22 protein-coding genes and 3 tRNA genes are annotated in these 22,999 nt (G+C 70.1%); 16 read left to right on the forward strand and 9 right to left on the reverse strand.

What is annotated here, in order from left to right; all coding sequences use genetic code 11:
• Positions 1-122: 122 nt before the first annotated feature.
• Positions 123-527 (reverse strand): Asp23/Gls24 family envelope stress response protein, encoded by a 405-nt coding sequence (locus ABZ664_RS13440; RefSeq protein ID WP_362508258.1) that lies wholly within the window; start codon positions 525-527, stop codon positions 123-125.
• 314 nt (positions 528-841) lie between these two features.
• On the opposite strand from ABZ664_RS13440, the gene ABZ664_RS13445 reads away from it, so the two are divergent.
• On the forward strand, positions 842-1,618 hold the full coding sequence (locus tag ABZ664_RS13445) for a fumarylacetoacetate hydrolase family protein (protein WP_362507835.1): 777 nt from the start codon (positions 842-844) through the stop codon (positions 1,616-1,618).
• A 28-nt stretch (positions 1,619-1,646) separates the two neighbouring features.
• Positions 1,647-2,978: a glutamate--tRNA ligase gene (gltX, locus tag ABZ664_RS13450; protein ID WP_362508261.1), complete on the forward strand. Its 1,332-nt coding sequence runs from the start codon at positions 1,647-1,649 to the stop codon at positions 2,976-2,978.
• Between the two features lie 216 nt (positions 2,979-3,194).
• Here gltX and ABZ664_RS13455 read toward each other — a convergent pair whose 3' ends face one another.
• Both ABZ664_RS13455 and ABZ664_RS13460 read right to left on the reverse strand, forming a co-directional pair.
• Positions 3,195-4,901 (reverse strand): carboxylesterase family protein, encoded by a 1,707-nt coding sequence (locus ABZ664_RS13455; RefSeq protein WP_362507838.1) that lies wholly within the window; start codon positions 4,899-4,901, stop codon positions 3,195-3,197.
• A gap of 217 nt (positions 4,902-5,118) precedes the next feature.
• Positions 5,119-7,101 (reverse strand): M3 family metallopeptidase, encoded by a 1,983-nt coding sequence (locus tag ABZ664_RS13460; protein WP_362507841.1) that lies wholly within the window; start codon positions 7,099-7,101, stop codon positions 5,119-5,121.
• Positions 7,102-7,276: 175 nt separating this feature from the next.
• On the opposite strand from ABZ664_RS13460, the gene ABZ664_RS13465 reads away from it, so the two are divergent.
• From ABZ664_RS13465 to ABZ664_RS13475, 3 genes are all read left to right on the forward strand, one after another.
• Positions 7,277-7,348 (forward strand) — tRNA-Gln (locus ABZ664_RS13465).
• A 62-nt stretch (positions 7,349-7,410) separates the two neighbouring features.
• Positions 7,411-7,486: transfer RNA gene (locus tag ABZ664_RS13470), tRNA-Glu, on the forward strand.
• 13 nt (positions 7,487-7,499) lie between these two features.
• Positions 7,500-7,572, forward strand: a tRNA-Glu gene (locus ABZ664_RS13475).
• A 299-nt stretch (positions 7,573-7,871) separates the two neighbouring features.
• Here ABZ664_RS13475 and ABZ664_RS13480 read toward each other — a convergent pair.
• A complete protein-coding gene (locus ABZ664_RS13480) occupies positions 7,872-9,611 on the reverse strand; it encodes a hypothetical protein (protein ID WP_362507844.1) in 1,740 nt (579 codons plus the stop codon).
• A gap of 164 nt (positions 9,612-9,775) precedes the next feature.
• The gene (locus tag ABZ664_RS13485) at positions 9,776-10,492 is read right to left on the reverse strand and encodes an IclR family transcriptional regulator (RefSeq protein ID WP_350949369.1); all 717 of its coding nucleotides are present in this window, start codon (positions 10,490-10,492) and stop codon (positions 9,776-9,778) included.
• A 70-nt stretch (positions 10,493-10,562) separates the two neighbouring features.
• Here ABZ664_RS13485 and leuC point away from each other — a divergent pair, with 70 nt between their 5' ends.
• The 4 genes from leuC to ABZ664_RS13505 all read left to right on the forward strand — a co-directional run bounded on the left by leuC (position 10,563) and on the right by ABZ664_RS13505 (position 13,236).
• On the forward strand, positions 10,563-11,939 hold the full coding sequence (gene leuC, locus ABZ664_RS13490; protein WP_362507847.1) for a 3-isopropylmalate dehydratase large subunit: 1,377 nt from the start codon (positions 10,563-10,565) through the stop codon (positions 11,937-11,939).
• Between the two features lie 12 nt (positions 11,940-11,951).
• Complete coding sequence (gene leuD / locus ABZ664_RS13495; protein WP_362507850.1) at positions 11,952-12,539, forward strand: 3-isopropylmalate dehydratase small subunit; 588 nt, start codon at positions 11,952-11,954, stop codon at positions 12,537-12,539.
• Positions 12,518-12,772: a hypothetical protein gene (locus tag ABZ664_RS13500; RefSeq protein WP_362507853.1), complete on the forward strand. Its 255-nt coding sequence runs from the start codon at positions 12,518-12,520 to the stop codon at positions 12,770-12,772. The genes leuD and ABZ664_RS13500 overlap by 22 nt, the downstream gene beginning before the upstream one ends.
• Before the next feature lie 164 nt (positions 12,773-12,936).
• Positions 12,937-13,236: an HU family DNA-binding protein gene (locus tag ABZ664_RS13505; RefSeq protein ID WP_362507856.1), complete on the forward strand. Its 300-nt coding sequence runs from the start codon at positions 12,937-12,939 to the stop codon at positions 13,234-13,236.
• 151 nt (positions 13,237-13,387) lie between these two features.
• Here the strand turns inward: ABZ664_RS13505 and ABZ664_RS13510 are convergent, their stop codons facing one another.
• The gene (locus tag ABZ664_RS13510) at positions 13,388-13,591 is read right to left on the reverse strand and encodes a hypothetical protein (protein ID WP_362507859.1); all 204 of its coding nucleotides are present in this window, start codon (positions 13,589-13,591) and stop codon (positions 13,388-13,390) included.
• A 9-nt stretch (positions 13,592-13,600) separates the two neighbouring features.
• Positions 13,601-14,272: a 2-phospho-L-lactate guanylyltransferase gene (gene cofC, locus ABZ664_RS13515; protein ID WP_362507862.1), complete on the reverse strand. Its 672-nt coding sequence runs from the start codon at positions 14,270-14,272 to the stop codon at positions 13,601-13,603.
• 66 nt (positions 14,273-14,338) lie between these two features.
• Here cofC and ABZ664_RS13520 point away from each other — a divergent pair, with 66 nt between their 5' ends.
• The 4 genes from ABZ664_RS13520 (at position 14,339) to ABZ664_RS13535 (ending at position 18,769) form a co-directional block, all read left to right on the forward strand.
• Positions 14,339-15,061, forward strand: coding sequence for a lysophospholipid acyltransferase family protein (locus ABZ664_RS13520; protein ID WP_362507865.1), 723 nt, complete (start codon positions 14,339-14,341; stop codon positions 15,059-15,061).
• A gap of 285 nt (positions 15,062-15,346) precedes the next feature.
• The gene (locus ABZ664_RS13525; RefSeq protein ID WP_362507868.1) at positions 15,347-16,357 is read left to right on the forward strand and encodes an NAD(P)H-dependent glycerol-3-phosphate dehydrogenase; all 1,011 of its coding nucleotides are present in this window, start codon (positions 15,347-15,349) and stop codon (positions 16,355-16,357) included.
• Between the two features lie 28 nt (positions 16,358-16,385).
• Positions 16,386-17,600 (forward strand): aminotransferase class I/II-fold pyridoxal phosphate-dependent enzyme, encoded by a 1,215-nt coding sequence (locus tag ABZ664_RS13530; RefSeq protein ID WP_362507871.1) that lies wholly within the window; start codon positions 16,386-16,388, stop codon positions 17,598-17,600.
• A gap of 50 nt (positions 17,601-17,650) precedes the next feature.
• The gene (locus tag ABZ664_RS13535) at positions 17,651-18,769 is read left to right on the forward strand and encodes a D-alanine--D-alanine ligase family protein (protein WP_362507874.1); all 1,119 of its coding nucleotides are present in this window, start codon (positions 17,651-17,653) and stop codon (positions 18,767-18,769) included.
• Here the strand turns inward: ABZ664_RS13535 and ABZ664_RS13540 are convergent.
• Together ABZ664_RS13540 and ABZ664_RS13545 are read right to left on the reverse strand one after the other, a co-directional pair.
• On the reverse strand, positions 18,752-19,198 hold the full coding sequence (locus tag ABZ664_RS13540; protein ID WP_362507877.1) for a DUF3515 family protein: 447 nt from the start codon (positions 19,196-19,198) through the stop codon (positions 18,752-18,754). The genes ABZ664_RS13535 and ABZ664_RS13540 overlap by 18 nt on opposite strands.
• A 73-nt stretch (positions 19,199-19,271) precedes the next feature.
• On the reverse strand, positions 19,272-19,505 hold the full coding sequence (locus ABZ664_RS13545) for an Lrp/AsnC ligand binding domain-containing protein (RefSeq protein WP_350949356.1): 234 nt from the start codon (positions 19,503-19,505) through the stop codon (positions 19,272-19,274).
• Positions 19,506-19,556: 51 nt separating this feature from the next.
• Between ABZ664_RS13545 and ABZ664_RS13550 the strand changes: the two genes are divergently transcribed.
• The 3 genes from ABZ664_RS13550 to thiD all read left to right on the forward strand — a co-directional run bounded on the left by ABZ664_RS13550 (position 19,557) and on the right by thiD (position 22,800).
• Positions 19,557-20,513, forward strand: coding sequence for a thiamine-phosphate kinase (locus tag ABZ664_RS13550; RefSeq protein WP_362507881.1), 957 nt, complete (start codon positions 19,557-19,559; stop codon positions 20,511-20,513).
• Between the two features lie 224 nt (positions 20,514-20,737).
• Complete coding sequence (locus ABZ664_RS13555) at positions 20,738-21,700, forward strand: hypothetical protein (RefSeq protein ID WP_362507884.1); 963 nt, start codon at positions 20,738-20,740, stop codon at positions 21,698-21,700.
• A 287-nt stretch (positions 21,701-21,987) separates the two neighbouring features.
• Entirely contained in the window at positions 21,988-22,800 is an 813-nt protein-coding gene (thiD, locus tag ABZ664_RS13560; protein WP_362507887.1) for a bifunctional hydroxymethylpyrimidine kinase/phosphomethylpyrimidine kinase, read from the forward strand.
• Positions 22,801-22,999 lie beyond the last annotated feature (199 nt).

Genomic DNA, 22,999 nt, shown 5'->3' on the forward strand with positions numbered 1-22,999 from the left:
TTCCCCGTGCGCGTGCGTGGGTGTCCCGCGGCCGGGATCAGCCGGTGCCGGGGGCGTGATGATCTCGCGGCCCGGGTCCTTCGGCTCGCGACCCGGTCCCGCCGCACCGCCTTCCGGGCCTCTCACCGGACGCGGGGCTCCGACTCGGACGACTCCTCCGAGGAGTCCCTGTCCTGGTCGGGCATGCGGACGTCGGAGACCTTGATGTTGACCTCGGTGACCTCAAGGCCGGTCATGCGCTCGACCGCCGTGATCACGTTGCGGCGTACGGCGGCGGCCAGGTCGGGGATCGCGATCCCGTACTCGACGACCACTTCCAGGTCGGCGGCGGCCTGCCGCTCGCCCACTTCGACCGATACGCCCTGGGTGGCGCTCCTGTCGGCGCCGACCATGCCGCGTACCGCGCCGAGAGCGCGTGCCGGGCCCGCTCCCATGTTGTGCACGCCAGGGATCTCCCTGGCCGCGAGGCCCGCGATCTTCGCTACGACCCCGCTGTCGATGGTGGTGGTCCCCTTCGGTGTGACCAGGCCACTCTGGGATCCGGGACTGTCGGTGCGTGCCCGGGGCACCGTGGCCTCGTCGCCCTTGGGCCTGTTCACCGTGCTGGCTTCAGTCACGTCCGTTCCTCCCCCCAAGGGAAGACCTTTCTGGCCCCCCGATACTTCTGAGGCGGTCATACCCCCCATATAGGCATAAATCAGGACATAGTCTTTCTTGGATTAAACATGGCAATATCCAGGAAATCGGACCTACAGGTACATGTGGCCTCGGCCCCCGGGCGGTGAGATGGGGCGGCCCCGGTACGGTCCGGCGGGATCCGGAGCCCGACTAGCCTTGTCGTGTGCGTATAGCGAGGTTCTCCACAGGAGACGGTGTCGGGTTCGGGGTGGTCGAAGGTGGCCCAGGGGAGGAGTTCATCTCCGGGATCTCGGGTCACCCGTTCGGGCCGATCCAGTTCACCGGCGAGCGATACTCGCTCTCCCAGGTCAGGCTGGTCGCGCCCATGCTGCCCAGCAAGGTCGTCGCGATCGGCAGAAACTACGCCGACCACGCCAAGGAGATGGGCGACGAGGTCCCCGACGAGCCGCTCGTCTTCCTCAAGCCGTCGACCTCGGTGATCGGCTCGGGTGAGGCGATCGCCTATCCGACGACCCTCTCCCAGCGGGTCGACTACGAGGGGGAGCTGGCGGTGGTGATCGGCAGGCTCTGCCGTGAGGTGCCCCGCGAACGGGCGCACGAGGTCATCTTCGGCTACACCTGCGCCAACGACGTCACGGCGAGGGACCTGCAGAAGAAGGACGTCCAGTTCACCCGGGCCAAGGGCTTCGACACCTTCTGCCCCCTCGGCCCGTGGATCCAGACCGAGCTCGACCCGAGCGACATCGGCATCGTCACGTCGGTGAACGGCGAGGTCAAGCAGAGTTCCCGCACCTCCAAGCTCATGTACGACATCCCCGCGCTGATCGCCCACGTGAGCGCGGTCATGACCCTGATCCCCGGTGACATCGTCCTCACCGGGACCCCGGAAGGGGTCGGCCCGCTCAGCGTCGGCGACGAGGTCAGCGTTTTCATCGAAGGAATCGGCACTCTCAGCAACCGGGTGGTCTCCCGTGATTAGGGTTCGTTTCGCCCCCTCGCCGACCGGCATGTTCCATGTCGGCGGCGCCCGCTCCGCGCTGTTCAACTGGGCCCTGGCCGAGCAGACCGGCGGAAAATTCGTGCTGCGCATCGAGGACACCGACGCCGCGCGCAATCGGCCCGAATGGACCGAGGGCATCATCTCGGCGCTCGCCTGGATCGGCGTCAACGACGACAGCCAGGCCTTCGAGGGCCCCTACTTCCAGTCGTCGTACGAGGAGCAGCACCGCGAGGCCGTGGCCAAGCTCGTCGCCGGCGGCCGGGCCTACTACTGCACCTGCACCCGCGACGAGGTGAAGGCGCGCACGGGCTCCGAGCACCAGGGCTACGACGGCTTCTGCCGCGACCGTGGCCTGAGCGAGGGCGCGGTCCGCTTCCGCACCCCCGACGAGGGTGTCACCGTGATCCAGGACCTGGTCCGCGGCACCGTCGAGTTCCCCAACAACGCGATGGAGGACTTCGTCATCGCGCGTGGCGACGGATCCCCGCTGTTCGTGCTGGCCAACGTCATCGACGACGTCGAGATGCGGATCAGCCACGTGGTCCGGGCCGAGGAGCACCTGTCCAACACGCCCAAGCAGCAGCTGCTCTGGGAGGCGCTCGGCAACACCCCGCCCACCTGGGCGCACGTGCCGGTCATCGTCAACGAGAAGCGCCAGAAGCTCTCCAAGCGACGCGACAAGGTCGCCCTGGAGTCCTACCGCGAGGAGGGCTACCTGGCCGAGGCGATGGTCAACTACCTGATGTTGCTCGGCTGGGGCCCCGGCGACGACCGGGAGATCATGCCCTGGTCGGAGATGGTGCCGTTGTTCAAGCTGGAGGACGTCAACCCCTCCCCGGCGTTCTTCGACGAGAAGAAGCTCCGCGCGTTCAACGGTGAGTACATCCGGGCGCTGCCCCTGGAGGAGTTCGTCGCCCGATGCGAGCCGTGGCTGGAGCCGGGCTGGGACCGCGAGACCTTCGCCAAGGTCGCCGAGCTCGCCCAGACCCGCATCGCGGTCCTGTCCGAGATCACGGCGAACGTCGACTTCCTCTTCCTCGACGAGCCCGTCTTCGACCAGGCCTCGTGGGACAAGGCGATGAAGAACTCCGCCGCGGAGATCCTCACCGGCTATCTCGCCCGCATGGAGACGGTCGACATGGATCCCGAGTCGCTGAAGACCGCGCTGGAGGAGGTCGGCCTCGAACAGGGCCTCAAGCTCGGCAAGGCCCAGGCTCCCGTGCGCGTCGCCGTCACCGGCCGGACCGTGGGCCTGCCGTTGTTCGAGTCGATCGAGGTCCTCGGCCGTGAGCGCTCCATCGAGCGTCTCCGCGCCGCCCTCGCGAGGCTCCAGGCCTGATCGGGCTTCGCGGCTTCGGACGGGCTTTCGCAGCCGACCCGAGGCTTTGAGGGACCCGGAAGAGAATGAGGCCCCGGGCCCGGCCGGGCCCGAGGCTCTGGAAAGGCTTCCGGCCTGCCCGGCCTGAAAAGGCTGATGGCCCGCCCCGGTCTCTGCCCGGGGCGGGCCGCCGCTTTCTCTCGCCGGTTCCCCGCGACCGCGGTCACGGGAAGGATCTCAGGACGGGGAGCCCGAAGGACGTCCCCGTTCCGTGCCCCGCCCGGCGAGCTCGTCCCAGAAGCCGAGGTTGTGGGCTGAGGCGCGGTCGAAGGGCTTGATACCGCCCTGTCCCGGGGACAGCTCCTGCACGTACGGCGTGCCCTGTCCGGGACGCACACGCTTCCAGACGGGCAGTCCCGGCCGGTTCGGGTCGCCGACGGCGGCGAACCGCGACCAGTAGTCGATCATCGTGTCCCCGAGTCGCCGCTGCGCGGGGGTGAGCGGGGCGGACTCCCAGCCGACCCCGAAGAGGAACGACAGCTCGGAGCCGTGCGAGGCGAGCGGCCTGATCCCGTTGGGCAACGGGAAGAGCTCGGGAGCCGTACGGTCGGTGAACTCGTAGGAGAAGGTCGGCACGTGCCGGGCGAGCAGCAGGTCGGTGTCGCGCGCCGGCCACGCCCAGTCGAGATCGCTCATGACGGCCGAGACCGCCTGGAGGGGCGAGCCGCCGTGGGCGCTCAGCGGGTAACGAGCCAGGATGTCGGGTCCCGCGGCGCCGTACCTGTCGTTGACGGCGGTCTCGTACTCGGCGGCCGTCATCGGCGGGAATATCAGCGAGGTGAACAGCGTGCCCTCGTCCCGGGTGATGCCCGTCAGTACCGGCACCCGGTGGAATCGGCCCTCCTGGAACACCTTCGCGGGGTCCTCGGGCAGCACCGCGTTGCCGTACCCCGGCAGCGGGAGGGACTCCTGGGCGAGCAGGTCGGCCACCGGCCTGCCCCGTAGGCAGGCGAGCGCGGTCGCAGGGTCGGCGCACCCCAGCCCGGTGGCGAGGAACTGTCCGTAGCCCTCGTGGGAGGCTCGGGGCACCCAGAGGGGCACGTCCAGGACCGGCCTCAGCGGAGTCCCCTCGAAGCCTCCCGCGTCGCACGGGGAGCTCTGGGTGATCGCCCGGTGGAACAGCCCGGCCGCCGTGGGGGAGGCGAGCTGCGCGCACACCGAGTGCGACCCCGCGGACTCACCGGCCAGGGTGACGTTGCGCGGGTCGCCGCCGAAGGCCGCCGCGTTGCGCCGCACCCAGTGCAGGGCCGCCTGCTGGTCCTCGATCCCGAACGCCCCCGAGTTCTCGAGCCCGGGATACCCGAAGAACCCGAAGATCCCCAACCGGTAGTTCACCGTCACCACCACGACGTCGCCCCGCACGGCCAGCCTGCGGGCGTCGTAGTCGCTGCCGGCCCCCTTCGTCAGGCTCCCGCCGTGCAGCCACACCATGACGGGCTTGGGGCGTTTCCCGCCGCTCGACGCCGGCGCGGTCACATTGAGGTAGAGGCAGTCCTCCGCCTCGCTTCCCGGCAGTCCCCAGACGTCGGCGGTCTGCGCGCACCGGTTGCCGGGCGCGGTGGCGTCGCGCACCCCCTGCCACGGGGTGACGGCCCGCGGTGATCGCCAGCGCAGTTCCCCGACCGGCGGCGCGGCGTACGGGATGCCCTGAAAGAGCCGGTGATCTCCGGCCTTCACACCCTTCACCCAGCCGGCGTCGGTGCGCACCTTCACATCCCCGCCCGGCCCGCCCGTACCGGCGGGGGCGGTCGAGACGGCGGGGGTGGCCCGCGGTGTCCCCGCAGGCTTCTGCTGTGCCGTCACCGGGGTCGCCGTTCCCAGCAGAAGGGCGCCTGCCAGACCGGCGACGAGCACGACGCCCGTCCTTCGCTGTAGTCGTCTCATGGCGTCCACGATGCCCGTCGTCCGCGTTCTCGCGCATTGGGTCTGTGGTCCCGGCCGGGGTGTGGGAAGCCACACCCCGGCGCTGCGCCGAAGCATAAACCGGCAGGTCATCCCCTCGAAGCCCTCTCGAGGACCTCGGGTGATCCTTGAGGAACCTCCGCGACGCGGACGCCGCACGGGGTGAGGGGGCCGACGGCGGAGCTTCCCGAGGGACCGGTTACGGGGCCAGCAGTCCGCGGCGCTTCAGCAGGGGCTCGATGCGCGGGTCGCGCCCACGGAAGTCGCGGAAGGCGTCCATCACGTCCCGCGAACCGCCGACCGACAGCAGGGTGGAGCGGAAGTGATCGCCGTTCCCGCGTTCCAGGCCGCCGTTCTCCTTGAACCAGTCGACGCTCTCGGCGTCGAGCACCTCACTCCAGATGTAGGAGTAGTAGCCGGCGCTGTAACCGCCCACCCCACTGAAGAAGATGTGGGCGAAGTAGTTGGTCCGGTAGCGGGGCCTGACCAGCTCGAAGGCGATCCCGTTGCGCTCCAGGGCCGCGTTCTCGAACGCCTCGGCGTCCTCGACGCTCTCGCCCGCCGCCAGCTTGTGCCAGGACCAGTCGAGCAGCGTCGCCGCGAGATACTCGACGGTGGCGAAGCCCTGGTTGAACTTCTCGGCGGCCTTCATCTTCTCCAGGAGCTCGGCGGGCACGGGCTCACCGGTCTCGTGGTGCCTGGCGAAGTTGGCGAGGATCGACGGCCAGGTGGCCCACATCTCGTTGACCTGCGAGGGATACTCCACGAAGTCGCGCGGCACCGCCGTGCCGGAGACCCGGGGGAAGCGCACGTCGGAGAAGAGGCCGTGCAGGGCGTGGCCGAACTCGTGGAAGGCGGTGTTGACCTCGTCGAACGTGAGCAGCGTCGGCCCCTCGGTGGGCTTGGTGATGTTGAGGTTGTTCATCACCACGGGCCGTTCGCCGAACAGGTGCGACTGCTCGACCAGGGCGTTCATCCAGGCGCCGCCGCGTTTGGTAGGCCGGGCGTACGGGTCGAACAGGAACAGCCCGAGCGGCGAGCCGTCGGCCTCGAACACCTCGAAGACCCGCACGTCCGGGTGGTATCCGGCCAGGTCGTCCCGCTCGGAGAAGACGACCCCGTACAGCTCGCCCGCCGCGTGGAAGACGCCGTCGCGCAGCACCCGGTCCAACTCGAAGTACGGACGCAGGTCGGCGCCGTCGAAGTCGTACCTGGCCTTGCGCACCCGCTCCGCGTAGAAGGACCAGTCCCACGGCTCGATGGGGAAGCCGGCCTGCTCGCTCAGCGCCTCGGCCTCCCGGCGGGCGTTGGCCACCGCGGGTCCCACCAGCTTGTCGAGCATCTCCTCGACGGCCTCGGTGGTCTTGGCCGTCTGGTCGGCGACGGAGTAGGCGGCGTGGCTGGGGTAGCCGAGCAGCGCCGCCCGCTCGGCGCGGAGCGTCGCCATCCTGGCCGCCAGCTCGAAGTTCTCAGGAGCCCGGCCCGTGGACAGCTCGTACAGCCTTCTGCGGGTCTCCCTGTTGGTCAGCTCAGCGAGGGCGGGCTGGTTGGTGTGGTTGAACAGCGCCAGGACGTACGAGCCGTCCTTCTCGATCGCCTTGATCGCGCTCTCGGAGAGCCCGTCCAGCAGTGTGGCGTCCTCGACGACGAGCGCCGAGTCCGTGGAGGCCGCGAGAAGGTTCTGGGTGAAGGTCGTGGAGAGCTTGGTCAGCTCCTCGTTGAGCTCCCTGAGACGCTCCTGGTCGGCCTCGGACAGGTCGGCTCCGGACCTGACGAAGTCGACGCGGTATTTCTCCAGCAGCCACGCCTCCTCTGCGTCGTCGGTGGTCACCTGCTTGATCCGGGCGTACAGGGAGCGGTTCAGACGGATGGAGTCGGCGTGCTGGGTGAGCCTGGGGGAGATCTGGGTCTCGATCTCCCGGATGCCGTCGGTCGCGTCCGAGGCGGAGAGGCTGGAGAAAACGACCACGGTCCGATGGAGGATGCGTCCCGAGAGCTCCAGGGCCTCGATCGTGTTGGCGAACGTCGGGGCCTCCGGATTCTCGGTGATCTCCCGCACCTCACGCAGTTGGTCGGCCATGCCGCGCTCGAAGGCGGGAAGGTAGTGCTCCTCCCTGACCAGGGCGAACGGCGGCAGCCCGTAGGGCAGCTCGCTGGGGGTGAAGAACGGGTTGTCGGTCAAGGTGGAAACTCCTCACATGCGGCTGGATCTCCCCAGCAGCGTTACACGGTGGACCTTCGTGGCGACAGCCCGGTGATACCGCGATTGGGCCTACGGCAATCGTTTTGGTCTTGACCCCCAACCTGGGCTATTCTTTCGGAGTCGCCAGGGAGCCCCGCAAGGGAGTCCAGTGCGGTGGGGTATGGTGTAATTGGCAACACGGCTGATTCTGGTTCAGTTGTTCTAGGTTCGAGTCCTGGTACCCCAGCTGCATCTTCTCAGGAAGATGTTGCGGGTTCGGTCCCCTCCGAATCCGATGACAGTGTGTAGGGTCCCGTCGTCTAGTGGCCTAGGACGCCGCCCTCTCAAGGCGGTAGCGCCGGTTCGAATCCGGTCGGGACTACCACTGTCTCTCGCAAGGCTCCGTCGTCTAGTGGCCTAGGACGCCGCCCTCTCAAGGCGGTAGCGCCGGTTCGAATCCGGTCGGGGCTACATCACGAACCCCGGAAGCGACCGCTTCCGGGGTTTTTGCATTTCCGGATTTCTCGAATTTCCCACGCACCCGCTCGCGAGCGTGCACGGCGACCATCTCGCCGCCCCGCTCGATTTACCTCACGGATTCCCGGGCCCGCTCCCGGCCCTCGGTCATCTTCCCGGGCCCGCTCCCGGCCCTCGGTCATCCGGGCCCCGGGAACGGGGCCGGCCCCTGGAGGCTTTGAGAGCCTCGGAGAACGAGACCGGGCTCCAGGCTCCGAAACGGAGCCTGGAGCCCGGTCTTCGGGAACGTGGGGTTAGTTCTGCCCGGAGCGGGCCTTGAAGAGGGCCCGCTTGGCGGCCTTGCCCACCTGCTTGTCCGGGTGTGCCTTGCCGATCGCCTCCAGCAGCTCCTCAAGATGCGGGTGCGGCACCTTCCAGATCACTTCGAGCAGGCTGACGAGATTCGGCACGTTGCCGATGTCGTCAAGGCTGCTGACGAACTCCGGGCGGCCGAGACCCGCGGAGATGGTCAGCATGTCGAGGATGAGCCAGTGGGTGTCGGCCTGGGTGGGCGTGGGGGCGTCCTCGACGCCCAGCTGGGCGAGGTGGGTGGCCGCGTACGGGCGCAGGGACGGCTCGTCGAGGGCCTCCCGCCACGCGGGCACGGCCACGTCACCGAGCGAGCCGACCATGCTGGCCGCCTGGACCCGGATCAGCGCGTCCGCGTCGTCCTCGGCCGCGGCCTCCAGCAGGTCCCTGGCGGCCTGCTCGGGGGCGCGCAGCTCCATCCAGGCCGCGAACTCGGCGTCCGCCTCCTCCTCGGGAAGCTCGGCGCCGAAGGAGAGCAGGTCGAGAGCCGTCATCGCGTCGATGGCCGGCCGGGCGTCCAGCTCGATGTCGGCGTCGTCCACGAGGTGGACCACGCCTTCCATACCGAGCGGCGTGAGCCGCACCTGGTCGTGCTCGACCTCGACCATGCCGTATCCGATCAGCCAGTCGAGCACGGGGTTGAGCGGGTCGCCGTACTGCGCGGTGGCGTCGGCCCAGGCGTCGGCGCCCAGGTCGTCGTACTCGGCGGCGGCCTCGGCCAGCTCGGTGCGCAGCTCGGCCAACGGCTTCGAGCCCGTCGCCAGCAGCACCCGGACCAGCAGCGCCCTGGTCAGCCCGGACAGGGCGATCGTGGCCTCCTCGTCCTCCAGCTCGGGGTCGCCGTAGTCGATGGAGTGCAGGCCCGCCATCCACGCGTCGAGGGCGTCGTCGTCCTCCTCGAAGGGCCACTCCGCGGTGTCGGCGTCGACACTCACGGTGTCCTCCCCCTCGGGCTGGAGGAAGTCGAGGTCGATCGCGAGGTTCCAGATGTTCCAGAGCGCGGGGACGGAGTCGGCGAGCGAGGCGCCGGGCTTCTCCGGGACCGGGAGCCCGAGGACCGCGAGGGCCTCGGTGATCTCGGTGTCGTCGAGCAGGCTAGTCTCGCCCACCCGGCGCTCGGAGCCGACCCAGACCGCGAGGTCGCGGGCCTTGGTGATCAGGGTCGCCTCGCGGGTGGCCGCGGCCAGCTCGCTGTCGGGCCGGAGCCTGATCGTCGGCAGCTCGGAGAGCTCGTCGGCGAACGGCTCGAAGTCGCCGAGCCCTTCGGACTCCTCCTCGTCGTACTCCTCGTCCTCGTCCTCCTCGACGACGAGCTCCTCCATGGCGTCGACGAAATCGTCTTCGAGGCGGTCGAGCTCGGAGAGCAGGTCGCTCAGCGAGGCCGAGCCCTTGGTGAGGCGGTCGGACTCCGACAGGAAGGTCAGGTAGGCGCGGATCGCGGGCACCATGCCGTCGGCGGCGGCGTCGGGATCCTCGACGACCTGGGGCATCCGATCGAGGAGCACCGTGCGCAGGTCGGACTGCTTCCACCGGCCGACGTCGTCGGAGGCGATCAGGCGGTGCCACAGGGCGACGGAGCCCACCAGGTTGGAATCGCTGCCGGGCGCGTTCTCACGCGCCCAGAGGATGAAGTTTTGGAGCAGGGGACGCAGTTCAGCCGCGGCTGCCTCGATGCGATCTGTCACCTTCCCAGCCTAGGGGGCCGCGGGGGTGCTCGCCTCCTCATATCGCCCGCCGGTCGGCGGGTGTCAACCGGCGCGCGGCCCGGGCCCGGTCTCCGGTCCCGCGATCCGGCCGTCGAGGGCCGAAACCGCCCTCACCGCGGCGAACGGCGGTGATCCGCTCGCCCTCAGTTGGCGCGGCGCATCGACTCGGTGATCCGCTCGGCGGCGGTGACCACGGGGGCGGCGTGGAGGCGGCCGGGGGTGCGGGTCAGGCGCTCGATCGGGCCGGAGACCGAGACCGCGGCGACCACCTTGCCGCCCGCGCCCCTGATCGGCGCCGAGACGCTGGCCACGCCCTGCTCGCGCTCGCCGACGCTGTGCGCCCAGCCCCTGCGCCGTACGCTCGCCAGCGTGGCGGCGGTGAACTTGGCCCCGCGCAGTCCCCGGTGCAGGCGGTCGGGCTCCTCCCAGGCGAGCAGGATCTGCGCGGCGGAACCGGCGAGCATCGGCAGGGCCGAGCCGACGGGCACGGTGTCGCGCAGCCCGCTGGCACGCTCGGCGGCGGCCACGCAGACCCGCTCGTCACCCTGGCGGCGGTAAAGCTGCGCGCTCTCGCCGGTCAGGTCCCTCAGCTGGGTGAGAATCGGGGAGGCGACGGCGAGCAGCCGGTCCTCACCGGCGGCCGTGGACAACTCGGACAGGCGCGGGCCCAGCACGAACCTGCCCTGTGTGTCGCGGGAGACGATGCGGTGGTGCTCCAGCGCGACGGCGAGCCGATGGGCGGTCGGCCGGGCCAGGCCGGTGGCCTGAACGAGCTGGGCGAGGGACGCCGGTCCCGCTTCGAGGGCATTGAGCACGAGGACGGCCTTGTCCAGTACGCCGACTCCGCTAGAGTTGTCCATACACCGATACTGCAGTCTCGACATATGAGAAAGCAAGTGGGAGTGGGACAGCCGATCGCAAGGAGGCGACATGGGCCGCACGCTCGCGGAGAAGGTATGGGAGCAGCACGTAGTACGACGTGCCGAGGGAGAACCCGACCTGCTCTACATTGACCTGCACCTCATTCACGAGGTGACGAGTCCGCAGGCGTTCGACGGCCTGCGCATGGCCAATCGCCCCATCCGGCGTCCCGAGCTCACCATCGCCACCGAGGACCACAACGTCCCGACCGTGCGCGGTCCCATCGACGACCCGGTGTCGCGGGTGCAGGTCGAGACGCTGCGCAAGAACTGCGCGGAGTTCGGTGTCCGGCTGTATCCGATGGGCGACGCGGGGCAGGGCGTGGTCCACATCATCGGCCCGCAGTTCGGTCTGACCCAGCCCGGCATGACGATCGTGTGTGGTGATTCTCACACCTCCACCCACGGCGCCTTCGGCGGCATCGCGTTCGGCATCGGCACCTCCGAGGTCGAGCACGTGCTGGCCACCCAGACGCTGCCCGCCTACCGGCCGAAGACGATGGCGATCGAGGTCTCCGGCGAGCTGCCGACCGGCGTCACGGCGAAGGACCTGATCCTCGCGATCATCGCCAAGATCGGCACCGGTGGCGGCCAGGGCTACATCGTCGAATACCGCGGTGAGGCGATCCGCAGGCTCTCCATGGAGGGCCGGATGACCGTCTGCAACATGTCCATCGAGGCGGGCGCCCGCGCGGGCCTGATCGCCCCCGACGAGACCACCTTCGAATACCTCAAGGGCCGTCCCCACGCGCCCTCCGGCGCCGACTGGGACGCCGCGGTCGCGTACTGGAAGACGCTGGTGACCGACGAGGACGCCGTCTTCGACACCGTCGTGGAGATCGACGCCTCGACGCTCACCCCGTTCGTCACCTGGGGCACCAACCCCGGCCAGGGCGCCCCGCTGGGGACGTCCGTGCCGCGCCCGGAGGACACCGGCGACCCGGCCGCCGCCGCCCGTGCCCTGGAGTACATGGGTCTGACCGCGGGCACCCCGCTCCGTGAGGTGCAGGTCGACACGGTCTTCGTGGGCTCCTGCACCAACGGGCGCCTGGAGGACCTGCGTGCCGCGGCCGACGTGCTGCGCGGGCGCCAGGTCGTCACGCGCACGCTGATCGTGCCCGGCTCGATGCTGGTCAAGCTCCAGGCCGAGCAGGAGGGGCTGCACGAGGTCTTCAAGAACGCGGGCGCCGAATGGCGCGAGGCGGGCTGTTCCATGTGCCTGGGCATGAACCCCGACACCCTCGCCCCCGGCGAGCGCAGCGCCTCGACCTCCAACCGCAACTTCGAGGGGCGTCAGGGCAAGGGCGGCCGTACGCACCTCGTGTCCCCGCAGGTCGCCGCCGCGACCGCCGTCACCGGCAAACTCACCGCGCCCGCCGACCTGTAAGGAGTCCTCGCGATGGAAGCGTTCGTCACCCACACCGGCCGGGCCGTGCCGCTGCGCCGCAGCAACGTGGACACCGACCAGATCATCCCCGCCGTCTGGCTCAAGCAGGTCAGCCGGACCGGTTTCGAGAAGGGCCTGTTCTCCGCCTGGCGCGAGGACCCCGACTTCGTCCTGAACAACCCCGCCCACGAGGGTGCCACGATCCTGCTCGCCGGACCCGACTTCGGCACCGGTTCCTCCCGCGAACACGCGGTCTGGGCCCTGCAGCAGTACGGTTTCCGTGTCGTGATCGCGGCCCGGTTCGCCGACATCTTCCGTAATAATTCCACCAAGATGGGCCTGCTCCCGGTCGTTCTGCCCGGCGAGACCGTCGAGGCCATGCAGGCCGCGGTGGAGGCGGACCCCACCCTGGAGATCACCGTGGACCTGGGGGAGCGCCAGGTCCGCTGGGGCGGGGAGACCGTCGCGTTCGAGATCGACGACTACACGCGCTGGCGGCTCATGGAGGGCCTGGACGACATCGGGCTGACCCTGCGCAACGCCGATGCCATCGGGACATACGAGAATGGTCGGCAGCCATGGCTGCCGACGACCGTCTGACGCGTTCAGAACACGAGCTGGCGTGGCGGTTGCGCGAGGCGCACCGCCACGTCCGGTCTCTGCCCGTCCCCGCCGAGGAGAGAAAACGTCTCGCCCGGCGTCTTCTCTCCATCTGCGATATGGCCAAACGCGACCTCGAACACGCCGCCGGGCGCCTTGATTTGTTCCTTCTCAGTATTGATGTCGTGGTTTCGGATACGCCGAGCACTGGAAACATTGCGGAAGGTGATTGAGTCATACGGCTCCGTCCCCTAATTTCAAGCGGGCAAGGGGTTTCTCGTCGTGATCGTTGATGAGAGATCTGTGATGAGACCCCTCGCCGTGACAAATCGGGTGAGACGGGTTTTCTGCCTCGTGACCCACTCCCGGACATCGGTAAGCAGGGGGAGCAACCTTAATGAACAAAAAGGAACTCGTCGACGCCATCGCGGATCGGGTGGGCGACAAGAAGACGGCCACCGAGGCCGTGAACGCGGTGCTTGACGCCATCCAGACCGCCGTCGCGAGTGGCGACAAGGTCTCGATCACGGGGTTCGGCGCCTTCGAGATGGTGCACAAGCCGGCCCGCACCGCCCGCAACCCCTCCACGGGTGCCGAGATTCACGTCGCCGAGAGCTGGGGGCCGAAGTTCCGGCCTGGCTCCGACTTCAAGGAACTCGTCAACACCGGCGGCAAGAAGTCGGCGAAGAAGCGGTAGGTCTCGGGCGCGGGCGCCCGGACTCCCGTGACGGGAGTCCGGGCGCCCGGCTTTTCCGCCGGGCGGCCCGCCCGCCCGAGAGTTTTCCCGAAGCCCTGTCCTCGTCTTCGCGGCCGATTCGCGACCGAGCTGCGAGGGGCGTCTTTCCGGACTATCCGGGCAGCGGAAAGGTCGAGAGGGTGACGTAGGTGACGTCGTCGCCGTCCATGACGATGTTGACCCGCTGGCCCGACCTGAGCAGCCGCAGCGGCCCCGCGTCGAACGCCGCCGCCTCGAACGGGATCGGGGTCCCGTCGTCCAGGAAGACCGACCCCGACCGGGTCGCCGGATCGAAGTCCCGCACCGTCGCCTGCATCCGTCCAGCCTAACCGCCGTCCCGGTTCGACGCCGAGATCCTCCGCGCCATCGCCAGCGTGCGGGGGCCGACGCCGAGGGCGAGCGCGAGGCGCAGGTCGTCCGGGGTGTCCACGTCGTGGCGGACCGACTCCACGTCCTGCACGGAGAGTTCCTTCGCGCCGCGCCGCAGGTGCCGCTCCCGCGACTCGCCGCCGAAGCCCGGCGTGAACGGCACCGTGGGCCGTACGCCGTAGAAGGTGGTGCCGATCTCGGTGGCGTCGGGCAGGAACGCCTGGTCGAACTCCGCGGCGGCGATCAGCACGCGGGCCAGTTCCGCCGGACGCAGGGCGGGGAGGTCGGCCTGGAGGGCGCCGACGGGGTCGCCGGGCGCGAGCCGCGCCGCCTCCAGGGCTCCGTGCCGCAGGGCGGCGTTCAGTCCCGCCTCCGGATCGCCGACCACGTGCGCGCCGACCTCGCCGAGTGCCTCGGCGGCCACCGGGTCGCCCGTCACCACGACCACCCGCGCGACGAGTGCGCAGCTCAGTGCCGCCTCGACGGTGTCGCAGGCGATCGCCACGGCCAGCGCGGCCCGGTGCGGGCCCGCCGCGGCCGACAGGCGGGTCTTGGCGGCGACCAGTGTCTTGACCGGGACGACGAGGGTCCAGCCGGAGCTATCCGAAGCAGACATAGCCTTAAGCATCCCGCCTCGACATCCCCCGGAGCGAACCGGGAGACTGAGGCGCATCCCGCTCAGATGGAGGAGCCCATGAGACGCCCCGGATGGCCTTCGCGATTCTGGGTGGCCTTCGCCGTCGTCATCGTCAAGCCGATCTCGTGGCTCCTGGTCAAGAAGGACTGGCGTCGCAGCGACCGCCTTCCCAGGACGGGCGGGATCATCATGGTGACCAACCATCTGTCGTGGCTGGATCCCATCCTCGTCGCGCACTTCCTCTACAACCACGGCCGCTGGCCGGTGATCCTCGCCAAGTCGGGTCTCTTCTCCGTGCCGCTCGTCGGTCACCTGGTGAGGGTGATGCAGGCCATCCCGGTCTACCGGGGGAGCGCCGACGCGGCGCGCTCGCTGGAGGAGTCGCGGCGGCGGCTCGCCGCCGGGGCGTGCGTGATGTTCTACCCGGAGGGCACCTGCACCCGCGACCCGGACTTCTGGCCGATGGAGGGCAAGACCGGCGCGGCCAGGCTCGCGCTGGCGACCGGCGCGACGGTGATCCCCGTCGCCCACTGGGGAGCCCAGGAGATCCTGCCGTACGGCGCGAAGAGGCCCCGCCTGCTGCCGCGCAGGACCTTCAGCGTGCAGACGGGGCAGCCGGTCGACCTGTCGAAGTACGCGGGAGATGAGGGGGAGTCGCCCTCCGCCGACGTCCTGCGCGAGGCGACCGCCGACATCATGGCGGCGATCACGGCCCAGCTGGCCGAGATTCGCGGGGAGAAGGCACCCGAGACGCCGTTCAGGCGACCGTCCGACAACTGACTTCGGCGTACGGTGTTGACATCCCCCCTCCGTAAGGGGAGGGGGTTCCCACGGTCGCCCGTGAGAGTTCCTGATTCACCACCGGTCGCCCGCCAGGAGAAATCCCTTGAGGTCCTACAGCAACTCCGCAGGCGTTTCGCCCCTCCGCCGTCCTGGTGGTGAGGGCGCCGCAGGTCACCCCCGTGGTGGCCTGGTCATCGCCGGACCCGGTGCGGAGCCGTACGGCGCCGCGCCGCGCCTTCCTGCCCGCCCCGAGGCGGAGGTTTCCACGCCCGAGGAGAACCGATGACCAAGGCGGCCGTGTTCGGCACGGGCTCGTGGGGGACGACCTTCGGCATGATCCTCGCCGGGGCGGGCACCCGGACGACGCTGTGGGGACGCAAGCCGGAGATCGTCGAGGCGATCGACCGGCGGCACGAGAACCCCGACTACCTGCCGGGCGCGGTGCTGCCCGAGACCCTGCGCGCGACCGTCGACCCCGCCGAGGCCCTCGAAGGCGCCGACTTCGTGGTGCTCGCGGTGCCCTCCCAGACCCTGAGGGAGAACCTGACCCGCTGGAAGCCGCACCTGCCGCCCGACGCGGTGCTGGTCAGCCTGATGAAGGGCATCGAGCTGGGCACCACCAAGCGGATGAGCGAGGTGATCCGCGAGGTCGCCGAGGTGCCCGAGGAACGGGTCGCGGTGGTGTCGGGACCCAACCTGGCCGGTGAGATCGTCCGGGGCCAGCCGGCCGCCACCGTGGTCGCCTGCACGGACGAGCGGGCGATGGAGCGCCTGCAGGAAGCCTGCTACCTGCCGCCCTGGTTTCGCCCGTACACCAACCCCGACGTCATCGGGGTCGAGCTCGGTGGGGCCGTGAAGAACGTGATCGCCCTGGCGGTGGGCATCTCGGCGGGGATGGGACTCGGCGACAACGTCGGGGCGATGCTGATGACGCGCGGCCTGGCCGAGATCTCCCGGCTCGGCGCGGCGCTCGGCGCGGACCCGCACACCTTCGCGGGCCTCGCGGGCATGGGTGATCTGGTGGCGACCTGCACCTCCCCATTGTCCCGGAACCGTACTTTCGGTGAGAATCTTGGGCGAGGCATGACGCTGACGGAGGTCATCGCCGCCACGAAACAGACCGCCGAGGGGGTCAAATCCTGCGAGTCGGTGCTCGAACTGGCGAGAAAACACGATGTGGAGATGCCGATCACCGAGGTGGTGGTGGCTGTCGTCCACGACGCGATGCCCCCCAGCGAGGCCGCGGTGCTGCTGATGTCGCGGACTCCCAAGCCGGAACGGTACGGCCTGTGAACGGACGGCGTGGTCGATGAACAGACGGATGCGCAGACGCAAGGGCGAGAACACCCGGTCGGTGCACCTGCCCGCTCCCGAGCCGCCGCCGCAGGACCCGCTCGGCCCTCCCGTGTGGCGCAGTTCCGCGTGGTACTTCGGTGACTCCGCCCAGTACGCGGAGGCGTTCGACGACAAAAGCCCCGGATACGCCTACGGCCTGGCCGACAACCCCACCACCGCCTCCTTCGCCTCGGCGGTGGCCTCCCTGGAGGGTGCCGCGGCGCCCGAGGACGTGGCGGGCCAGGCGTTCGCCTCGGGGATGGCCGCCGTCAACGCGGTCCTGATGACGTTCCTGCGCGCGGGCGCGCACATCGTGGCCCCCACCCCGCTGTACGGCGGGACCCACTCGCTGATCACGAATGTGCTGGCCAGGTTCGGGGTCGGCGCGGACTTCGTCGGCTACGGCGAGCTGTCCCGGGTGCGGGCGGCGGTCAAACCCAACACGAAGATCATCTACGCGGAGACGCTGTCCAACCCCACCATGGCCGTCTCCGACATCCGGGGCCTCTACCGGATCGCCCGCGCCGCCGGGGCGCTGCTGGTGGTCGACTCCACCTTCGCGACCCCGATCGTGTGCCGTCCCCTCGAACACGGCGCCGACCTGGTGATCCACTCCGCGACCAAGTATCTCGGCGGCCACGACGACTGCGCCGGAGGCGTGGCGGTGGGCCGTCCCGACCTCATCGCCCAGCTGCGCGAGGTCAGGATCGACACCGGGGGCACCCTTTCTCCCGACGACGCGTTCCTGCTCCGCCGGGGTCTGGAGACCCTGACGCTGCGGGTCCGCCGGATGTGCTCCACCGCGATGGTCTTCGCCGCCGCCGTGGCCAAGCACCCCGCCGTGCGCCGGGTCGACTACCCGGGACTGCCGGGACACCCCGGCCACCAGCTCGCCAGGCACCTGTTCGACTCGGGCCCCGAGGGCACGAGATACGGCGCCTGCGTGACGATCACCCCGCGCGGCGGCTACGACGCGGGAGTGGCCCTCGCCGACGCGCTCAAGCTCGTCCCGATCGCCACCTCCGCCGGAGGGACACGCACCAAGGCCGCGCACGTGGCCTCGGCCGCCCACGGGCGACTCGGTGAGGGATCCGGGGTCGACGCGGCGGCGGTGCGCTTCTCCATCGGGCTGGAGGACGCCGAGGATCTGATCATGGACGTGACCAAGGCGCTCGACTCATTACCCCCATCGGGTAGGTAGGCGCGTCTAACAGCTGGATTGCCCCCTAACAGGGGGTAGATTCGGTCATCATGAGTGAGCAGCACGAACCTCTACCGAGGGTCGCCGTCGTCTTCGGCGGTCGCAATTCCGAGCACGCCGTCTCCATTCTCGGGGCGGGAAGTGTGCTGGGGGCCATCGACAGATCCAAGTACGAGGTGGTCCCCATCGGGATCGCCCAGGACGGCCGGTGGGTGCTCGCCTCGGGGGAGCAGCGCTACGAGATCGAGAGCGGCGAACTGCCCGCCGTCGACGCGGCGGGGGCGACCCTCGCGCTCGCCGCGTCGACGGCGGGCGGCGGCTCGCTGGTGGCGTACGACCCCGGCAGCATTCCCGTCGAGCTCGGCCAGGTCGACGTCGTCTTTCCCGTGATGCACGGCCCCTTCGCCGAGGACGGCACGATCCAGGGGCTGCTGGAGATGGCGGGGGTCCGCTACGTCGGCTCCGGGGTGCTGGCGAGTTCGGTCGGCATGGACAAGTCCTACATGAAGCTGGTGCTCGCCGCCGCGGGCCTGCCCGTCGGCCCGTACGTCACGATCCGCGACCGCGACTGGCAGGCCGACCGCGGCCGGGTCCTCAAGGAGGTCCAGGAGCTCGGCTGGCCGGTCTTCGTCAAGCCCGCGCGTGCCGGGTCCAGCCAGGGCATCTCCAAGGCCGCCAACCTGGAGGAGCTGGAGCGGGCGATCGAGTTCGCCCGCGAGCACGACCCCAAGGTGCTGGTCGAGGCCGCCGTCACGGGCCGCGAGATCGAGTGCGCGGTGCTGGAGTCGCCGGGCGACGAGGCACCCAGGGCGAGCCTGCCCGGCGAGGTGCTGGTCCACGGGGACCACGAGTTCTTCGACTTCGAGGCCAAGTACATCGGGAGCGACATGTCCTTGTCCGTGCCCGCCGACATCCCCCAGGAGACCGCGGAGGAGCTGCGTGCGATGGCCGTCCGCGCCTTCGAGGCGCTGGGCTGCGAGGGCCTGTCCCGGGTCGACTTCTTCTTCACCCCCGAGGGGCGGTTGATCGTCAACGAGATCAACACGATGCCGGGGTTCACCTCGATGTCGGTCGCGCCACAGCTGTGGGCCGCCACCGGGGTGCCCTACGCCGAGCTGGTCGACCGGCTGATCCAGCTCGCGCTCGAACGCTCACCCGGTCTGCGGTAGGGCGCTCTTGATGGGGGCCGCGAGATCGATCAGCACGTTCTGCGGGGTGTGCTCCCGCGCGATCGTCACCTCGACGTAGGCCTCCCTGCCGATCGCCGTGAACAGCGTCGGCCTGGCCGGGTCGGCGTACCACGCCACCCCGTCGATCTCGGGCACCTGGTCGGTCGGTGACATCCTCACCGGTCGCGGCACTCCGCAGCGCAGGGCGATGCGCGCCTCCCCCCACACGGCGACGTAGGGGGAGGCGGGGGTGGACTCCGTACGGTCCGCGCCGTCGAGCGTGCGCGGGAGCCGCTCGGCGAGCGCCCGGCACGCGGCGGCGGCCGGCCCCTCGGGAGTCGGTGGCTCGACCCGGACGGCGCCGCCGCAGCCCGCCAGGATCAGCAGGGCGCAGGCGCACGCCGTCCGGCGGGCGAACCGCAGTGGCATGTCACGTTCCATGGGTCGGATGCGGGAGCCGGGAACCCGGATGTGAGACCGGGCGCCGACTCGATTCGCGAACTCAGATGTGGACGATGGGACACGTCAGCGTACGCGTGATCCCCTCCACACCCTGGATCTGCGCCACCACGAGCTTCCCCAGCTCGTCGACGTTGCGGGCCTCGGCGCGCACGATGACGTCGTACGGCCCGGTGACGTCCTCCGCCTGGGTGACACCTGAGATACCGGAGATCTCCGACGCCACGTTCGCGGCCTTGCCGACCTCGGTCTGGATAAGGATGTAGGCCTGCACCATAGCGACCTCCCGGGCGATTGGATCAGTGCCGAAGGGCCACCGTACCCTGTGATGAACGGGAGGTGTGTCATCACAGTCGGAGATCTCGGCGAATTCGGGGTTGTTGCACGTATTGCCGGACGTTTGCCACAAGGTAGGACCGTATTGCTCGGTCCTGGGGACGACGCCGCGGTGGTGAGCGCTCCCGACGGACGGGTCGTCGTCACGACCGACCTATTGATTGAGGGTAGGCACTTTCGCCGCGATTGGTCCAGTGGCTACGACATCGGCCGCAAGGCCGCCGCGCAGAATCTCTCCGACGTCGTGGCGATGGGGGCCGATCCCACCGGTCTCGTCGTCGGTCTCGGACTGCCCGCCGACGCCACCACCGACTGGCTGGACGACCTCACCGACGGCTTCCGCGACGAGTGTGATCTCGTCGGCGCCGCGGTGGCGGGCGGCGACATCACCCGCTGCGACCTCGTCGTGGTCGCCGTCACCGCGCTCGGCGACCTGGGCGGCCGGGCACCGGTCACGCGCTCGGGGGCCCGGCCCGGTGACGTGGTCGCCTTCGCGGGCCGTCTCGGGTACGCCGCGGCCGGGCTCGCACTGCTTCGCGCGGGATCGACAGGACCGGCGGAGTTGATCGACGCCCACCGCCGTCCGCTGCCCCCCTACGCACGGGGCCCGGAGGCCGCCGTGCTCGGCGCGACCGCGATGCTCGACGTGAGCGACGGCCTGCTCCAGGATCTCGGCCACGTGGCGGCGGCGGCCGGGACCGCGCTCGTCCTCGACCCGGAGGCGTTCGCCGTCCCGCCGGCGATGCGGGAGGCCGCCCGGCTGCTCAACGTCGATCCGCTGGAGTGGATTCTCTCCGGCGGCGACGACCACGCCCTCGCCGCGACCTTTCCGGCCCACCTACGGCTCCCGGAGGGCTGGAACGTGGTGGGTCACGTCGTCGAGGGGGAAGGTGTGCAGGTCAAGGGCCTTCTGCTTGATCGCGGAGGCTGGGATCACTTCCGGGAGTGACATGTACCACTTCCTGTGATGTTTGTGAAAATTGCGACAAACGGTTATCTAACTGGTATGAAGATGGGCGGTCGAGATTCCCTCGAGAAAGGGGCCATATGGGCCGCCACGGCGCGAATGGGGAAGAGGCTCTCCCGAACCGGGGTAAACGCAGGCCGGAGTCCACTCCGGAACCGGGCCCCAGGGACGAGCCGCTCGGGCGCCGGCTCCGTCCCGAGGAGTCGGTGAGCACCGAGACCCGGACGGGTTTCCTGGGATCGGGATGGACTTCGGAGTCCGAGCCTTCCGACACGTCCGCGACGTCCGTGACCTCCACCGCGCTCGACCCGTGGCCCGAGGACGAAGAGGGGGCCGGCGGGCGGGTCAGGAAGGCGCTGCTGATCGTCGCCGCGGTGGCCGTGGTGCTCGGCGGGACCGTGGTCGGCGTCCGGGCCCTGGCCGGTTCCGAGAGCCCTGCCGACTGCCCGCCCGCCGGTTGCGTCGCGGCGTCGAACCAGCCGTTACCGGAGGCGGACGACACCGGCCTCGCCGAGGAGCCCGCCGAGGAACCGACGCCGGACGACGAGCCCTCGGAGACGGGCGACGAGACTCCGGAGCCCGAGGACGGGAAGGCGAGGCCCACAGCCGCACCTGACCGGCCCTCCCCCCGCAGGGGGGACGGAGGCACCACCTCCACCCCCCGGCCCACGCCGACGCCGAAGGCCACCCGCGCGCCCCTGGACGTCGACGCCCGGCCCGACGACTCGTCGCCCACCGACGAGCCCGGCTCCGCCCCCGAGCCCCTCGTCGTCGGCGAACAGACCCCCGCCCCCGCCGAACAGCCCCTGAGCAGCGCCGGACCCGATCCCGCGCCCAGTGAGACGACCTTCGTCGCGCCCCCGGCCGCGGGAGGCGCCGCGATCACGGTCGGCGCCGGCGTGGTGCGGGAAAGGTCGCGGACCTACACCGTCGAACTCGTGGTCGCCGCGAACGAGAACGTCGCGAACCTGACGGTGAGCGTGCCGGTCAGCGGTGAGGTCTCCTCGGCGAGTGGGGCCGACTGGGAGCAGGTCGACGGCGACCTGGTGATCGAGTCGCGCAAAAGCCTGAGGGCCGGTGAGAAATTCGTCGTCACCTTCACCGCGAGCGGTGACGCGGAGATCCCGGCGAGTTGCCGGAGCGACCAGGGAGAGTGCTCCATCGCCTGACCGGGGTGTCGCTCATGGCGCAGCCCTCTCAACCGCCCACACAGCCCCAACAGGGCCGTAGACGGCCGTTTGTCTCCGTAAACCGGCAGAGGGGCGCTCGGAGGGCTCTGGGGCGGCGAGAACCCCCAGGGGCAGGGAGCCCTCGGACGTCGAGAGGTCCCGCGCCGGGGACGGGGAAACCAGGGGAGCGCTTCGCGGCCGGAGCGACGCCGCGTGGACGACGCCGCGTGGACGACGCCGCGTGAACGACACTGCGTGGACGACGCCGGTTGGGCGCGACTGGTTGGATGGGAAACATGACCGTTTTGACTCCCCCTCGCGTGCTGACCGTCGCCGGCTCCGACTCCGGAGGCGGCGCGGGCATCCAGGCCGACCTGAAGACCATGCTGGCTCTCGGCGTACACGGCATGAGCGTGATCGCCGCGGTGACCGCGCAGAACTCGATGGGCGTGCAGGGCTACTGGGAGCTTCCTCCCGAGGCGGTACGTGCCCAGCTCGACTCGGTGCTCGGTGACATCGGGGCACAGGCGATCAAGACCGGCATGCTCGCCTCACCCGTACTCGTGGAGACGGTGGCCGAAGTGCTGGCGAGGCTGGACGTGCCCGTCGTGGTCGATCCCGTCGGGGTCTCCAAGCACGGTGACGCGCTCCTCGCCCCCGAGGCCGTGGAGACGGTGAAGTCGCGCCTGCTGCCCACGGCCACGGTGGTCACCCCCAACCTGTGGGAGGTCCTGCAGCTCACCGGGGTGAAGGTCGAGGACGAGGCCGACCTGCGCCGGGCAGCGGACGCGATCCTGGAGCTCGGGCCGAGGTGGGCGCTCATCAAGGGGGGCCACCTGCCGGGAGCCCCGATCGACCTGCTGACCGACGGCACCCGGGAGTTCCGCTTCGGCGCGGAGCGCCACGACAACCGGCACACCCACGGCACGGGCTGCACGCTGGCCTCCGCGATCGCCTCCCACCTCGCCCTCGGCGAGGACGTCCCGGCCGCCGTGGAGAAGGCGAAGGCGTACGTCACCGGCGCGATCGCGCACGGTTTCCCGCTGGGAGCGGGCATCGGTCCCGTGGACCACGCCTGGCGCCTGCGCGTCTCCCCCTGACCCCCACGCCCTCTCATGCGGGGACGGCCTCGAAAAAGCAGGGCGGCTTCCGAGGCGGGGCGCTCCCGAACGATCGAGTGCTTCTCAAGGCCAAGTGTGGCGAGCCGAACGCGAGGGCTCGCGAGGCGGGGCGTTCCCCGAACGGGCGGCCTCGACCGGAAGGGCCTCGGCAGCAGGGACCTCGGCAGCAGGAGGGAAG

It is taken from the genome of Streptosporangium sp. NPDC006930, from assembly GCF_040635605.1.
Classification (GTDB): Bacteria; Actinomycetota; Actinomycetes; order Streptosporangiales; family Streptosporangiaceae; genus Streptosporangium.